A 13,530-nucleotide genomic window follows, 5' to 3' on the forward strand; every position below is an offset into this window, starting at 1 on the left:
GCATGGATGCACAGACCCAATAAGACAGGGAGTTCCCCCCATGGACTATCTAGAACCTGCAGCACCCCACGGCATGACGCCTTACCGCGCGCCCGGCGAACCCCGGGAAGCCTGGCTGGCCCTGGCTGCGGGCATCGACCCGGAGGTGGCGCGCTACTTCCTGATCAGCGCCCGCTGCGGCTGTTTCATGCAGGCGGCCCGCAGCCTGAACATCAAGGCCACATTGCTGCGCAAACGCCTGGCGTTACTGGAAGCACAGATGCGCCGTTCACTGTTCAGCTACCAGGGCAATGTCCTGGCGCTGAGCCGTGACGGCCTGCAGCTCCAGGCGCGGCTGGTGACCCTGGCCAATGAACGGCGGGTGCCGGTGCAGGAACAACCGTTGATTCGGCTGGCAGTGGCCGAGACCATCCTGCATGACATCCTCGGGCGCGACCTGATCTCCCTGCTGCGCCGCAATGCCAGTGTGCGCCTGGAGATTGTCTGTATCGACAGTCCGCAGGCCGTGCAGACAGTGGAAGCCGACGTGGTGCTGTGGCTGGCGGGCGTCGACTCGCCGCAGCCGGGACCGGGCTTTGCGACCCACCCACCGCAGGCACTGGCCTGCCTGGATTACCTGCCGCATATCGCCAAACGCTACTCACGCCTGGCCGCACGCCCGGACAGTGTGGATGACTTGGCGGACTACATGCTGGTGCAATGGCAGCCTGACGGCTTGGTCGAGGCATTGGCGCCGTGGAACCGGGTGGTGCAACAACGCTTGGCGGGGGTGGTGCAGGTGCAGGCGTATCCGCTGATGCTGGAGATGATCCGCTGCAGCGCGTGCATTGGCTTGCTGCCGCGTTACATGAGTTGTTTCGACCGGGGCTTGATGGCGTTGCCGGGCTTGTTTGCCCAGGATATGCAGCGCCAGGTGTGGATGGCGGTCAATGCCGCGGCGGCGCATCCACAGGAGGTGCAGATGATTGTGGCAATGGTGGTCAACACCTTTGAGGAGCGGCGGGAGTGGTTTGGCTGACGCCGCTCAATGGCGCGAACAATAAAAAGGGCCAGCGCTAATAAGCGCGGCCCTTTTTACAAATGGGATATTCCAGCGATAGACAGACTTGGGCGCTCATAGTGTTATTGAGTCTTGTATTGCACCGTACCTTGTTGCGAGGCGCCTTCGAACTTCGCGACGCCGATAATTTTTTTACGCTGTTGCGTGTCCGCAGAATTGACCGCAAAAAACTTGAAAGAAATTTCTAATGAAGGTTCGGCTTCCAATGAAACAGAGATGACCTCCATCTTGTCCTCATCGTTGTTGTCAGCGTACCAGCTATTCTGATTCTGCCCTGGGTTGTACCAGGCACCTACAAGGGTATCCCTGTTCATTTCGTATGTGCCCGGCTTGATGTGGTCCGGGAAAGTAAAGAAAATCCCCTCTTTCAAGATACCTTCAATCGGACCGCCGGCAATAATGGATGAACTATAAAGGTTAAGTGAAACAGACTCGGCGGTGTAGGCGCGGCCATCAATGTCCGCCGTTAAATGGCCGGTTGTATTGTGCGGTTGGGGGGTTGGCATTAGTGAATCCTCAGAGTTGATTTAAACCGTTCGTAGAGGCTTTACGGTTAATTAATAACTTGAGGAGTACCAGGGATCTACTGTCACTATTAACAGTAAATCGTTTCAGTGGTCTGGTGTCGTTCCGGGCGCGTGTATCCCGGGTCGGTCCCTAGGCGACTACAGGCTGAATGTGCAACCCACCCTCGACATCCTTGACCAACCCGCTGGCCAGCAACAACGGCAGCAGACGCTTGTGCAACTGCGGTTCGACAAACTCCTTTACCGTGTCCAACGCCAGCTCGCCGTGACCCGGCAGTTCCGCCTTGGTGTACGACAGCCAGGCCTTCTTCAGCATCTGCAACACATCGCTGCCAGCGGTCAGCGCAAAGCGGCGGTGGGTTACCTGGCCCTGGAAGTCGAAGCTGTGCTGATACTCGTAGCCTTTCTCGTCACCCGCGCTGGCCACGCAGCGCGTGCAGGTGCAAGGGCCATCACCAAAAGCCGCCTGCAGGTAGCTATTGAAGTCCACCACGGGTTTGAGCGACAGGCGCTTGTCCACTTCGAACAGGTCGCCGGTCATTTTTGCGTCGTTACTCAAGGTGCATTTCCTCGCAGGTCTACAGCTGGTTTTTCAAAGCGCGGCATCATACCAGCACGATCCGTACTCATCGCGGGGTTTTCAAGAAGCGTTGCGCATGATCAGGATCGGGCAGCAGGCAGCTGTCGTACCGGCCAAAAAGCCGATAGCGGTTACGAGCGATGCGGTCATAGGCCCAGTCACGAAGTACCCGTGGCAGTACCCGCAGCAACTGTAGCGGCCGCCAGGCCATGGGCAGCAGGGCGATGATCTGCAGGACTGCGTTGGAGCGGACCCAGTAGTGCTGGTCGCGAATCACCGCCAGGGTGTCGAATTGATCCAGGGGCAAGCCGGCCCAGGCGAGCAGTGCCTGGCCTTCGGGCGACTGGACGGCCGCCAGGCGAATACGCCGGTGGCGGTCATGGCGGATCAGGAACCTGACCCAGCCATTGCACAGTTTGCAGACCCCGTCGAACAGCACCACCGTCTCGCCCTGGCTGAGCAAGGGGGCGGGAGTGGGGCGGGTAAAGGCGCCGGGCATAAGGGTGGGTCCAATGAGGCTCTGGAGCCTCGGATCATACCGGCGAGCCCGCACTGATGATACACGGGCCGGAAAACGCGATGCTGTTCAGTTGGTAAGCACAAATAAAGTGTGGCGAGCGGGCTTGCCCGCGTTGGACTGCGCAGCAGTCCCATTTTTAGGGCCGCTACGCGACCCAGCGCGAGCAAGCCCGCTCGCCACAGGGATGCCGTTCGTGCATGAGGTGTTCCTACACGGGGCTATGGCCCAAGCGGTCCTTGATCCAGTCATACAGGTTATTGCCCTCGCTCGACAGCTCGCTGGTGGCTCGGCGGCACAGGTAATACTGGCGACCGTCATCCACCTGCAGGTCAAACAATTGCACCAGCTCACCCGTAGCCACCAGTGGCGCCACCAACGGCGCGCGCAGCAGCGAGCAGCCCAGGCCGGTGCGGGTGGCGACCAGGGTCAACTGGCCGTCCTCCAGCAGCAGGCCGTTGTGTGTGTTGCTGTGGCTGATCGCGGCGGCATCGAACCATTGGCCCCAGGTACCACGCTCTTCGTCGTGCAGCAGGGGCAGTTCGCTGAGGGCCTGGGGGCTGTCGATAGGGCCGTGGCGCTGGAGGAATTCGCGGCTGCAGAACGGCGTGACCGCGCCGCTGATCAGGGGCTCGCTGTGATAACCCGGCCAGTGCCCGGTGCCGAAGCGGATCGACAGGTCGGCGGCATCGCTGGGGTAGCTGCGGTGGTTGGCGTAGGTGATGTTGATATCCAGCGCCGGGTTGGCGCTCAAAAACTGCGCCAGGCTCGGGATGAACAGGTTGGTCGCGAACATCGGGATCAGGCTGATGGTGACCTGGCGTGTCGCGCTTTTCTCGCGCACGTGTTCGGTGGCGCTGCGCAGTACCGCGAATGCCGAGCGAATCGCCCGGTAGTACTCGCGGCCTTCTTCGGTCAGGCCCAGGTTGCGGCCTTGGCGCATCGTCAGCGGCTGTTGCAGGAAGCTCTCGAGCAAGTGCAACTGATGGCTGACAGCCGAGGGCGACACCCCCAGCTCGCGGGCGGCGGCATTGACACCACCGTGGCGGGCAAAGGCCTCGAAAGTACGCACGGCCCGTAGAGGCGGATCGTTGGCTAACTGTTCTAAATTATTCATGTATTGAATTAAATACTAAGTAAAAAGATAAATAAAGCGCAAAAAGGTCCCGTGTATAGGGGCTTTTGTAGTTGGTATAACCATATTCCCTTCAGATATTTGATAAAAACAGAATAAATAACTAGTGTTCCGCGCTCGGGCTTTTTAGTCGGCGCGCCTTGGCCACGACGTTTTTTGTAAAGGGAGTTGATGGTTCTCATGGATGCGTTTATCCAGCAACTGCTTAACGGCTTGCTGTCGGGCAGTCTCTACGCGTTGGTCGCCTTGGGTTACACCATGGTCTACGGCATTTTGCGCATCATCAACTTTGCCCATGGCGATGTGTTGATGATCGGCGCACTGGTGGGCCTGTCGGTGATCCGCGTGCTGCAGGCAGCCTGGCCGGATATGCCGCCGGTGCTGTTGCTGCTGACGGCGGCGATGATCGCCATGGCCTTTTGTGCGGTGCTGGCGGTGGTGATCGAGCGTGTTGCCTATCGGCGCTTGCGCAACGCGCCGCGCCTGGCACCGTTGATCAGTGGTATCGGCGTGTCGCTGTTGTTGCAGACCGTGGCGATGCTGGTCTGGACCCGTAACCCGCAGATGTTCCCGCAATTGCTGCCCCTGGAACCTATCGAAGTACTCGCTGGCGATGCCACCCACGCTGCCGTGACCAATGCCACCGCACTGACCACCATTGGCGTGGCGTTAAGCCTGATGCTCGGGTTGTTGCTGTTGGTAGAGCGCACGCGCTTTGGCCGGGCCATGCGCGCCGTGGCCGAGAACCCGCAAGTGGCGAGCCTGATGGGCATCAACCCGAACCGCATCATCGTCATGACCTTCGCCATCGGCGGCGCCCTGGCCGCGCTGGCGGGCATCATGATGGCCAGCAACTATGGCAGCGCGCATTTCTACATGGGCTTTTTGCCCGGGATCAAAGCGTTTACCGCGGCGGTGCTGGGCGGCATCGGCAACCTCAAGGGCGCGATGCTCGGCGGCCTGCTGCTGGGGCTGATCGAAGCCCTCGGCACCGGCTACCTGGGGGCTGCCACCAACGGTGTGTTCGGCACCAACTACCAGGACGTGTTCGCGTTTATCGTGTTGATCGCGGTGCTGGTGTTGCGGCCCCAGGGGTTGTTGGGCGAACGATTGGCGACCCGCGCATGAGCCTGGCAACCGCTGTGAGCCCTTCGAGCAAACGCGCCAGCCTGGGGCTGCTGCTGTTCGCCCTGGCCCTGGTCTTGGCCCCCTGGATTGTCGGGCATGCCGGCGGCAATACCTGGGTGCGCACCCTGGACTTTGCCCTGCTGTACATCATGTTGGCCCTGGGCCTGAATATCGTGGTGGGCTATGCCGGTTTGCTGGACATGGGCTTTATCGCCTTCTACGCGGTGGGCGCCTACCTGGCGGCCTTGCTGTCATCGCCCCATCTGGTGCAACAGTTCCCAGCCTTGCTGGCGCTGCTGCCGGAGGGCATGCACACCTCGATCTGGCTGATCTTGCCGCTGGCCGCGCTGCTGGCGGCCGGGTTCGGCGTGATTCTGGGGGCGCCGACCCTGCGCCTGCGCGGCGACTACCTGGCCATCGTCACCCTGGGGTTTGGCGAAATCATCCGCATCCTGCTGCGCAACCTCGACCGCCCGGTGAACCTCACCAATGGCCCCAAGGGCATCGCCCAGGTCGACCCGGTGACGCTACTGGGGGTCAACCTGGGGCGTACCCAGGAACTGTTCGGCCTGCGCTTGCCCTCGGTCTACCTCTATTACTACCTGTTCGCCGCGCTGGTGGTGCTGATCCTGTTTGCCTGCATTCGCCTAGAGCGCTCGCGCATCGGCCGCGCCTGGATGGCGATCCGCGAGGATGAAGAGGCGGCCCAGGCCATGGGCCTCAATACCTTGCGCCTGAAGCTGCTGGCATTTGCCATCGGCGCGGCGTTTGGCGGTATCAGCGGGGCGCTGTTTGCCTCGTTCCAGGGCTTTGTTTCACCGGAATCCTTCACCCTCAACGAGTCCATCGCCGTGCTGGCCATGGTGGTGCTCGGCGGCATGGGGCATATCCCCGGGGTGATTCTGGGCTGCGTGTTGCTCGCAGCCTTGCCCGAAGCGTTACGCGCCAGCATGGGCCCCTTGCAGCAGGCGCTGTTTGGCCAGGTGCTGGTGGACCCGGAGATTATCCGCCAGCTGTTTTACGGCCTGGCGCTGATTCTGGCGATGCTGTATCGACCCGCCGGCCTCTGGCCGAGCCGCACAGGAGGTGCACCTTGAATCATCCGTTATTGCAGATCGAGAAGGTCAATAAACAGTTTGGCGGCGTGGCTGCGCTCGATGACGTGAGCCTGAGTATCGAGGCCGGGGAAATCTACGGCCTGATCGGGCCCAATGGCGCCGGCAAGACCACCTTCTTTAATGTGATGACGGGGCTGTACACCCCGGATTCCGGGCGCTTTCAACTCGACGGCCAGGAGTACCAGCCCACGGCGGTGCACCAGGTGGCCCGCGCCGGCATTGCGCGTACGTTCCAGAATATCCGCCTGTTCAACGCCATGAGCGCCTTGGAAAACGTCATGGTCGGGCGCCATGTGCGCACCCATAACGGCGTGTGGGCGGCCTTGAGCGGGCACTCGCGTGGGCGCGAGGAAGAGGCGCAGACCCGCGCCCACGCCCACCGCTTGCTGGCCTATGTCGGCCTCGCCGGGTTTGCCCACTACCGCGCCGACAGCCTGTCCTACGGCCATCAGCGGCGCCTGGAAATTGCCCGCGCCCTGGCCACCGAGCCGCGCCTGCTTGCCCTCGACGAGCCCGCTGCCGGGATGAATGCCAGCGAGAAAGTGCAGCTGCGCAGCCTGCTGGAAAAGATCCGCGATGACGGCCACACCCTGCTGCTGATTGAGCATGACGTGAAGCTGGTAATGGGCGTGTGCGACCGCATCAGCGTGCTGGACTACGGCCGCGTGATCGCCGTGGGCGCGCCTGCCGAAGTGCGCCGCCACCCGCAAGTGATCCAGGCTTACCTGGGAGCCGGCGCCCATGTCTGAAGCGTTGTTGCAGATTGACGGCCTGAAGGTGCGCTACGGCGCCATCGAGGCGGTCAAGTCCCTGGACCTGCATATCAATGAAGGCGAACGGGTGACGCTGATCGGCGCCAATGGCGCCGGCAAAAGCTCCAGCCTCAAGGCCCTGACCGGGTTGCTGCCGGCCGCTGCGGGGCAGATCCGCTTTGCCGGGCGCTCGATCCTCAGCCTGGCGCCCCATGAGCGCCTGACCCTGGGCATCGCCATGGTGCCCGAAGGGCGCGGCATTTTTGCGCGCATGAGCGTGCTGGAAAACCTTCAGGCCGGGGCGTTCCTGCGCCGCGACCCGCACCAGGTGAACCTGGAAATCCGCCAGTTGTTCGAGCACTTCCCGCGCCTGCAAGAACGCTTGCAGCAATCGGCCGGCTTGCTCTCCGGGGGCGAGCAGCAGATGCTCGCCCTGGCCCGTGCGCTGCTGTCCAAGCCGCGGTTGCTGGTGCTTGACGAGCCATCCATGGGCCTGGCGCCGATCATGGTCGAAAAGCTGTTCCAGGTGATTGATGATGTCTGCCGCCAGGGCATGACCCTGCTGCTGGTGGAGCAGAATGCGCGCCTTGCGCTGCAAGTGACTGACCGCGCCTATGTGATGGACACCGGGCGCATCAGCCTCAGCGGCGCCAGCGCGCAATTGCTCGACCACCCCGAGGTGCGCAGTGCCTACCTCGGTGAATAACCCCATAACAAACGCCACCGGACGCCCGGCGTGTTTCGCCCACCCCACAGGCCATGAGGGCCTGATGAGAAACAGGAAAAACTGATGAACAAGACTGCCCCCTTCAAACGCGTACTGTTGTTGAGCCTGGCCCTGAGCGGTGTGGCCCAGGCCGACCAGACGGTCCTGATCGGCCTGGCCGGGCCCTTGACCGGCCCGTCGGCGCGGATCGGCAAAGACCTGGAGAACGGTGCGCAACTGGCCATTGACCAGGCCAACGCCAAGCATCCGAAAATCAACGGCGAAGCGGTCACGTACAAACTGGTTTCCGAAGACGACCAGTCCGACCCACGCACCGCCGTCACCGTGGCCCAGCGCCTGGTGGACGAAGGCGTAGTCGGTGTGGTCGGTCACTGGAACACCGGCACCAGCATCCCGGCCGCGCGGGTCTACCATGACGCCGGGATTGCCCAGGTCGCGCCTGTGGCCACCGGTCACGCCTATACCCAGCAAGGTTTCGACACCAGTTTCCGGATCATGGGCCATGACGATGACGGCGGCCAGGTCGCCGGCGACTACGCGCTCAAGACCCTCAAGGCGCAGCGTATCGCCGTGATCGACGACCGCACCGCATTCGGCCAGGGCCTGGCGGACCAGTTCGTCAAATCCATCGAGGCCGGTGGCGCCAAGGTGGTTGCCCGTGAATACGTGGACGACAAGACCATCGATTTCAGTGCGGTGCTGACCAATATCCGTGGGCAAAACCCCGACCTGATCTTCTTTGGCGGCGTCGACTCCCAGGCTGCACCGCTGGCCCGACGCATCAAGCAGTTGGGGATCAAGGCACCGTTGATGGGCGCGGGCGGCTTTGTCAGCCAGACCTTCCTGCAACTGGCGCAGAACGAAGGCGAGGGCGTGATCGCACTGGAGCCGGGCCTGGCCGTGGCACAGATGCCGGGTGGCAAGGCCTTTGAAGACGCCTACAAGGCGCGTTTCAAGAGCAATATCGAGCTGCATGCGCCGTTTGCCTATGACGGTGTCGGCGTGCTGATCGCCGCCATCGAACAGGCCAACTCCACCGACCCGCAGAAGTACCTGCCGGTCCTGCGCGCCATCAGCTATCCGGGCGTGACCGGGACCCTCGCGTTCGATGCCCAGGGCAATCTAAAGAACCCGTCGTTCACCGTTTACCAGGTCAAGGCCAATCAATGGCAGCCGGTAAGCGTGGCTGGCGGCAAAAAGTAACGCGCTGGATCTAAGCGTAGGAGCGTCCCAAGTGGGGGCTGTCTCACCCGGCGAGACAGCTCCCCCATGTGGAGCACCAACATTGGATCTTCGTAGCCATTTGAATGAGGCACGCAATGAGCAAACTCGAAGGTGAACTGGGCATCCTGGCCCGCCGGCGCATCGAAGCCGAGATCATCAAACCGATCTACGAAATCCTCGTGCGCGAGCAGGGCAAGGCCTTTGCCGCAGCGGTGATTGGCGAAGCGGTGGGCAACGCCGCGATCCAGGCCGGCAAGCATTTTGCCGCCCAGGAAGAGCAGGGCGCCGACCTCAAGAGCTTCGTTGAGCTGCAAGTGCTGTGGGAAAAGGACGACGCGCTGAAAGTCGAGATCATCGCCAGCGACGCCGAGCATTACGACTATGACGTCAAGCGCTGCCGCTATGCCGAGATGTACCACGAGATGGGCCTGGGCGAGATCGGCCACCTGTTGTCGTGCAACCGCGACGAGCTGTTTATCGTCGGCTACAACCCCAATATTGAATTGACGCGCACCCAGACCATCATGGGCGGCGCGCCAAGCTGTGACTTCCGCTACCACGCCAAGCCCCGGGAGCCGCGCTCGTGAGCGCCCTGGCCCGGGTCAACGGCGAGCGCCTGTGGGACTCGCTGATGGAAATGGCGCAGATCGGCGGCACGCCCAAGGGCGGCGTCTCGCGCCTGGCCCTGACCGACGAAGACCGGCGCGGCCGCGACCTGTTCGTGGCCTGGTGCACGGCGGCCGGGTGCAGCATCCGTGTGGACGCCATGGGCAATATCTTCGCCCGCCGCGCCGGCCGGCATGAGCACCTGGCCCCGGTGCTGACCGGCTCCCACGGTGACTCGCAACCGGCGGGCGGCAAGTTCGATGGCATCTACGGCGTACTCGCCGGCCTGGAAGTGCTGCGCACCTTGAACGACCTGGGCATCGAGACCGACCGGCCGATCGAGGTGGTCAACTGGACCAACGAAGAAGGCTCGCGCTTTGCCCCGGCGATGATTGCTTCGGGGGTGTATGCCGGGGTGTTCGACCTGGAGTACGGCTTGTCCCGCGAAGACAAGGCCGGTGTAAGCATCGGCCAGGCACTGCAACAGATCGGCTACGCCGGCCCGCACCCCGTGGGCGGCCAGGCGGTGCATGCGGCGTATGAACTGCATATTGAGCAAGGCCCGATCCTTGAGGCCCAGGACCTGACCATCGGTGTGGTCACCGGCGCCCAGGGCCAGCGCTGGTATGAAGTCGAGCTGAGCGGGCGCAGTGCCCATGCCGGCACCACGCCCATGGATCACCGCCTGGATGCACTGCTGGGTTTTGCCCGGGTGGTGGAGGCGGTCAACCAGATCGGCCTGGCCCAAGGCGCCGAAGGGCGGGCAACGGTGGGCATGGCCAATATCTTCCCCAACTCGCGCAACGTGGTGCCGGGGCGGGTGTTTTTCAGCGTCGAGTTCCGCCATCCCGATGAAGCGGTGCTGGCCGTGCAGGATCAGCAACTGCACGCAGCAGTGGCGCGCATCGCCGAAGGGATTGGCTTGCAGGCCAGCGTCAAGCAGATCTTCCAGTACGCACCGATTGCCTTCGACAAAGACTGCGTGGACGTGGTGCAGGCTGCGGCCGAGGCCTTGGGCTATAGCCATCGGCGCATGATTTCCGGAGCCGGGCATGATGCCTGCTACCTGAACCAGGTCGCGCCGACGGCGATGATTTTTGTGCCGTGTGTGGATGGCTTGAGCCATAACGAGGCGGAAGAGATCCACCCGCACTGGTCCACAGCGGGGGCGGATGTGTTGTTGCAGGCGATTCTGGCTTCGTCAGGCGAATAGGCTGAAGACCTGATCCCACATTCAACCTGTGGGGTCTTGCCCTCACTCCCGCACAAACAGCCTGCTCATCACCTGCAACAGCCGATCATCCGCGCCAGCGGCGCCAATCACCTGCAACCCCACCGGCATGCCCCTCACGTGCCCCACCGGCAGGCTGAGCGCGGGGAGGCCGGTGAGGTTCCAGGCACTGGTATAGCTGAGCACGGCGGCGCGTACATCAATGTCCTGTTCGCCCACCCGCACCTTGCGTGCATTTACCTCAGTCGCGGTAATCGGCACGCTGGGCGAAACCAGCAAGTCATAGTGTTCGAACAGGCGCGCCATCGCCGCTTTGTACTGCGCCTGGCTGGCCTGTGCGCGAATGTATTGCCAGCCTCTGACTTCCTCCGATACCTCAAGACGCTCGCGTACCTCCTGTTCAAACTTATGCGGCGCATCCCGCATGCGTTCGGCATGCACCTCGAAGGCCTCGGCACGTTGCAGTGTCAGCAGGGTGTCTTTCATGCCCGCCGCCATGTGGTGCAGTTCGTCGGTCTCCTGCAGTGCGTCGCCAAACAGCTGCTGCGCTGCACCATAGATCTGCTGATGCACATCGGCGTCGACCGGGCCGAAGCTGGGGCAAGTCATCCAACCAACCCGCAGCGGCTGCGGGTGGGTTGCAGGCGTACCGGCGCGTCCGGCCAACACCTCGAACAACAGGCGCGCATCTTCGACATGGTTGGCGATGGGGCCTACGTGGTCGAGACTCGATGACAGCGGGAACACCCCGTCCACCGGCACGCAGGCAAACGAGGGCTTGAAGCCGACCGTGCCGCACAAGGCCGAAGGGATCCGGATCGAGCCGCCGGTGTCGGTACCCAGGGCCAGCGGCACCATGCCGCTGGCCACCGCCGCGGCACTGCCGGCGCTGGAGCCGCCAGTGATGCAACGGGCATCCCACGGGTTGCGTGCAGCACCTTGCAACGAGCGGTCGCCGGTCGGGCCGTAGGCGAATTCGTGGGTCAGGGTCTTGCCGATAATCACCGCCCCGGCTTCGCGCACCCGCTGTACGCACAGGGCATCGCGGTCCGGCTGGAAACCCTCGAAATGCGCGGAGCCGTAGGTGGTGATGTAGTCAAACGTGTCGATGTTGTCTTTGACCGCGACCGGCATGCCGTGCAGCGGGCCCAGGTCCAGGCCTTGGGCCAACAGCGCGTCGGCCTTGCGCGCCTGGGCCAGGGCGACGCAGGCATCGACTTGAACGAACGCATTTAATCGCGGATTCAAGCGCTCGATGCTGTCCAGGGCGGCTTGCGTCAGCTCGACACTGGTCACGCTGCCAGTCCGCAGGCGCGCGGCCAGCGTGATGATCGACTGACCGCAAAAATATCCAGCGTGGGTAGGCTTCACCAGGCTCATATAAACAACTCCATCAAACAGCTGCGGGTACAGAGGGTGGGGCGACCTGGCGACCGCCTGGGCGCACCATCAGCATTGCGCTCATGCCCAGCGCCGTGGCCACTGCGGCGGCCACGAACATCGACGAATAGCCGTAATGCACGGTCAGGTAGCCCGTGAGCATCGGGGCGATAAACGAAGCGGTGTTGGCGATAAAGTGCGTCATGCCGCTGTAGGCGCCAACCCGATTGGACGGCGCAGTGTCGATCACCACGGCCCAGTAGACCGAGTTGGGCAGGGCGTTCAAGGCGTTGGCCAACGTCATCAAGGCAATCACGCCCCAGACGGTCTGGGCCTGGGACACCATGATGAAACACAGGGTTGTCAGCAGCAGGCAGGTCGCGGCCAGCCAACTGCGGGCGACTTTCAGGTTGCCGGTGCGGCGCAGCAGCCAGTCCGATATTTTGCCGCCCAGCAGCACGGTGAAGCAGGCGCCGGTCCACGGGATCATGCCCATGTACCACAGCGACGACAGGTTGTAGTGGAACTCATCCTGCAGGTATTTGGGGGTCCAGGTCAGCAGCAGGAACGTCACGTACACAAACGAGAAGTAACCGACGGCATTGAGCAGCAGGTCCTTGTTCTTGAAGAAGTGCCAGACCGGCGCGACGCTGGTGGTGGGGGTCGAGGCATTAGAGGCTTCGGCGCGCTCTTTACGCAGGAAGTCGAGTTCGGCCTTGGACACCCGCGGGTTTTCATCCGGGGTGTTGGTGAAACGGGTCATGAAATAGATCAGCAGCGCCAGACTGGCCACGCCCAGCACCACGAACATACTGCGCCAGCTGCCGGTCAGGGTTTGCAGGCCCACGGCCACCGGTGCGGTGAGCAGTGCCCCCAAGGGGGTGCTGAGCAGGCCGACCGAAACCACAAAACCGCGCTCCTTGGGCGTGGCCCAGTTGGCCACGCTCTTGTTGATCACCGAGTACGCCGGACCTTCGGCAAACCCGAACATCACGCGGATCGTGGCGAAACCGGCCATGGCCGAGCCGCCGAGGAACGCCAGCCCGAAGTCACCGGCAAAGGCCGTGGCAATTTCAAAGATCGACCACGTGGCGCCGGCGATCAGCCAGATGCGCTTGGCACCAAAACGGTCGGCCAGAATGCCACCGACCAATGCCCCCAGGATGTAGCCGTAGCCGAAGTAACCCAGCACGTTGCCCCAGTCGGCCTTGTCGAAACCGTACTCGGGCAGAATGCTCGCCGACGCATAGGCAATCGCGCCGCGGTCGATGTAGTTGAGCAGTGCCATCAGCATGATCAGGAAGAAAATCTGGTAGCGGAAAGACGGGATAGCGGGGCTGTTCATAAGGATCTGACTCTTCAAAATGATGGCAGAAGTCAAAAAGTCGGCCGCGTCCGGCGTATTTTTTATTGTTTGCCCAAACGTTTGGGTTGGCGAAATGTAAGGCTCGTAAAAATTTTAGTCAAACGTTTGGGTAAAAATTTACCTGCGGCTGCGACACGCCCGTTCGGGTAGAATCTGCGCGCTAAATATCAGACAGTTGG

14 protein-coding genes are annotated in these 13,530 nt (G+C 62.5%); 8 read left to right on the forward strand and 6 right to left on the reverse strand.

The annotated features are described in order from the left end of the window. The first annotated feature begins 40 nt into the window (after positions 1 to 40). Positions 41 to 1,018 carry a LysR family transcriptional regulator gene (locus PSH80_RS10515; protein ID WP_057959890.1) on the forward strand — a complete coding sequence of 326 codons (978 nt, stop codon included), beginning with the start codon at positions 41 to 43 and terminating at the stop codon, positions 1,016 to 1,018. A gap of 104 nt (positions 1,019 to 1,122) precedes the next feature. Here PSH80_RS10515 and PSH80_RS10520 read toward each other — a convergent pair whose 3' ends face one another. From PSH80_RS10520 to PSH80_RS10535, 4 genes are all read right to left on the reverse strand, one after another. Continuing rightward, positions 1,123 to 1,566, reverse strand: coding sequence for a hypothetical protein (locus tag PSH80_RS10520; RefSeq protein ID WP_057438703.1), 444 nt, complete (start codon positions 1,564 to 1,566; stop codon positions 1,123 to 1,125). A gap of 151 nt (positions 1,567 to 1,717) precedes the next feature. Further along, complete coding sequence (locus tag PSH80_RS10525; protein WP_057959888.1) at positions 1,718 to 2,146, reverse strand: hypothetical protein; 429 nt, start codon at positions 2,144 to 2,146, stop codon at positions 1,718 to 1,720. Positions 2,147 to 2,213: 67 nt separating this feature from the next. Beyond that, positions 2,214 to 2,666: a thiol-disulfide oxidoreductase DCC family protein gene (locus tag PSH80_RS10530; RefSeq protein WP_057959884.1), complete on the reverse strand. Its 453-nt coding sequence runs from the start codon at positions 2,664 to 2,666 to the stop codon at positions 2,214 to 2,216. Between the two features lie 229 nt (positions 2,667 to 2,895). After that, complete coding sequence (locus PSH80_RS10535; RefSeq protein ID WP_057959883.1) at positions 2,896 to 3,801, reverse strand: LysR substrate-binding domain-containing protein; 906 nt, start codon at positions 3,799 to 3,801, stop codon at positions 2,896 to 2,898. Positions 3,802 to 3,999: 198 nt separating this feature from the next. Between PSH80_RS10535 and PSH80_RS10540 the strand changes: the two genes are divergently transcribed. The 7 genes from PSH80_RS10540 (at position 4,000) to PSH80_RS10570 (ending at position 10,587) form a co-directional block, all read left to right on the forward strand. Beyond that, a complete protein-coding gene (locus tag PSH80_RS10540; RefSeq protein ID WP_370693735.1) occupies positions 4,000 to 4,947 on the forward strand; it encodes a branched-chain amino acid ABC transporter permease in 948 nt (315 codons plus the stop codon). Beyond that, complete coding sequence (locus tag PSH80_RS10545; protein ID WP_057438695.1) at positions 4,944 to 6,044, forward strand: ABC transporter ATP-binding protein; 1,101 nt, start codon at positions 4,944 to 4,946, stop codon at positions 6,042 to 6,044. The genes PSH80_RS10540 and PSH80_RS10545 overlap by 4 nt, the downstream gene beginning before the upstream one ends. After that, a complete protein-coding gene (locus PSH80_RS10550; RefSeq protein ID WP_029292970.1) occupies positions 6,041 to 6,814 on the forward strand; it encodes an ABC transporter ATP-binding protein in 774 nt (257 codons plus the stop codon). The genes PSH80_RS10545 and PSH80_RS10550 overlap by 4 nt, the downstream gene beginning before the upstream one ends. Beyond that, positions 6,807 to 7,523, forward strand: coding sequence for an ABC transporter ATP-binding protein (locus PSH80_RS10555; RefSeq protein WP_076964773.1), 717 nt, complete (start codon positions 6,807 to 6,809; stop codon positions 7,521 to 7,523). The genes PSH80_RS10550 and PSH80_RS10555 overlap by 8 nt, the downstream gene beginning before the upstream one ends. An 84-nt stretch (positions 7,524 to 7,607) precedes the next feature. Continuing rightward, positions 7,608 to 8,747 (forward strand): branched-chain amino acid ABC transporter substrate-binding protein, encoded by a 1,140-nt coding sequence (locus PSH80_RS10560; RefSeq protein WP_252118050.1) that lies wholly within the window; start codon positions 7,608 to 7,610, stop codon positions 8,745 to 8,747. 116 nt (positions 8,748 to 8,863) lie between these two features. Then, positions 8,864 to 9,355, forward strand: coding sequence for an L-2-amino-thiazoline-4-carboxylic acid hydrolase (locus PSH80_RS10565; protein WP_057438692.1), 492 nt, complete (start codon positions 8,864 to 8,866; stop codon positions 9,353 to 9,355). Beyond that, positions 9,352 to 10,587, forward strand: coding sequence for a Zn-dependent hydrolase (locus tag PSH80_RS10570; protein ID WP_076964775.1), 1,236 nt, complete (start codon positions 9,352 to 9,354; stop codon positions 10,585 to 10,587). The genes PSH80_RS10565 and PSH80_RS10570 overlap by 4 nt, the downstream gene beginning before the upstream one ends. Positions 10,588 to 10,629: 42 nt before the next feature. Here PSH80_RS10570 and PSH80_RS10575 read toward each other — a convergent pair whose 3' ends face one another. Further along, entirely contained in the window at positions 10,630 to 11,985 is a 1,356-nt protein-coding gene (locus PSH80_RS10575) for an amidase (RefSeq protein WP_305420135.1), read from the reverse strand. A 13-nt stretch (positions 11,986 to 11,998) separates the two neighbouring features. Next, entirely contained in the window at positions 11,999 to 13,330 is a 1,332-nt protein-coding gene (locus tag PSH80_RS10580) for an MFS transporter (protein WP_186626127.1), read from the reverse strand. Positions 13,331 to 13,530 lie beyond the last annotated feature (200 nt).

Origin of the sequence: Pseudomonas sp. FP818 (assembly GCF_030687335.1) — a bacterium.
Classification (GTDB): domain Bacteria; phylum Pseudomonadota; class Gammaproteobacteria; order Pseudomonadales; family Pseudomonadaceae; genus Aquipseudomonas; species Aquipseudomonas shahriarae.

Bases quoted from the DNA above. Each gene is read 5' to 3' on its own strand.
- PSH80_RS10515 (WP_057959890.1), top strand. From the start codon at position 41: ATGGACTATCTAGAACCTGCAGCACCCCACGGCATGACGCCTTACCGC.
- PSH80_RS10520 (WP_057438703.1), bottom strand. From the start codon at position 1,566: ATGCCAACCCCCCAACCGCACAATACAACCGGCCATTTAACGGCGGAC.
- PSH80_RS10530 (WP_057959884.1), bottom strand. From the start codon at position 2,666: ATGCCCGGCGCCTTTACCCGCCCCACTCCCGCCCCCTTGCTCAGCCAG.
- PSH80_RS10535 (WP_057959883.1), bottom strand. From the start codon at position 3,801: ATGAATAATTTAGAACAGTTAGCCAACGATCCGCCTCTACGGGCCGTG.
- PSH80_RS10540 (WP_370693735.1), top strand. From the start codon at position 4,000: ATGGATGCGTTTATCCAGCAACTGCTTAACGGCTTGCTGTCGGGCAGT.
- PSH80_RS10545 (WP_057438695.1), top strand. From the start codon at position 4,944: ATGAGCCTGGCAACCGCTGTGAGCCCTTCGAGCAAACGCGCCAGCCTG.
- PSH80_RS10555 (WP_076964773.1), top strand. From the start codon at position 6,807: ATGTCTGAAGCGTTGTTGCAGATTGACGGCCTGAAGGTGCGCTACGGC.
- PSH80_RS10560 (WP_252118050.1), top strand. From the start codon at position 7,608: ATGAACAAGACTGCCCCCTTCAAACGCGTACTGTTGTTGAGCCTGGCC.
- PSH80_RS10565 (WP_057438692.1), top strand. From the start codon at position 8,864: ATGAGCAAACTCGAAGGTGAACTGGGCATCCTGGCCCGCCGGCGCATC.
- PSH80_RS10575 (WP_305420135.1), bottom strand. From the start codon at position 11,985: ATGAGCCTGGTGAAGCCTACCCACGCTGGATATTTTTGCGGTCAGTCG.
- PSH80_RS10580 (WP_186626127.1), bottom strand. From the start codon at position 13,330: ATGAACAGCCCCGCTATCCCGTCTTTCCGCTACCAGATTTTCTTCCTG.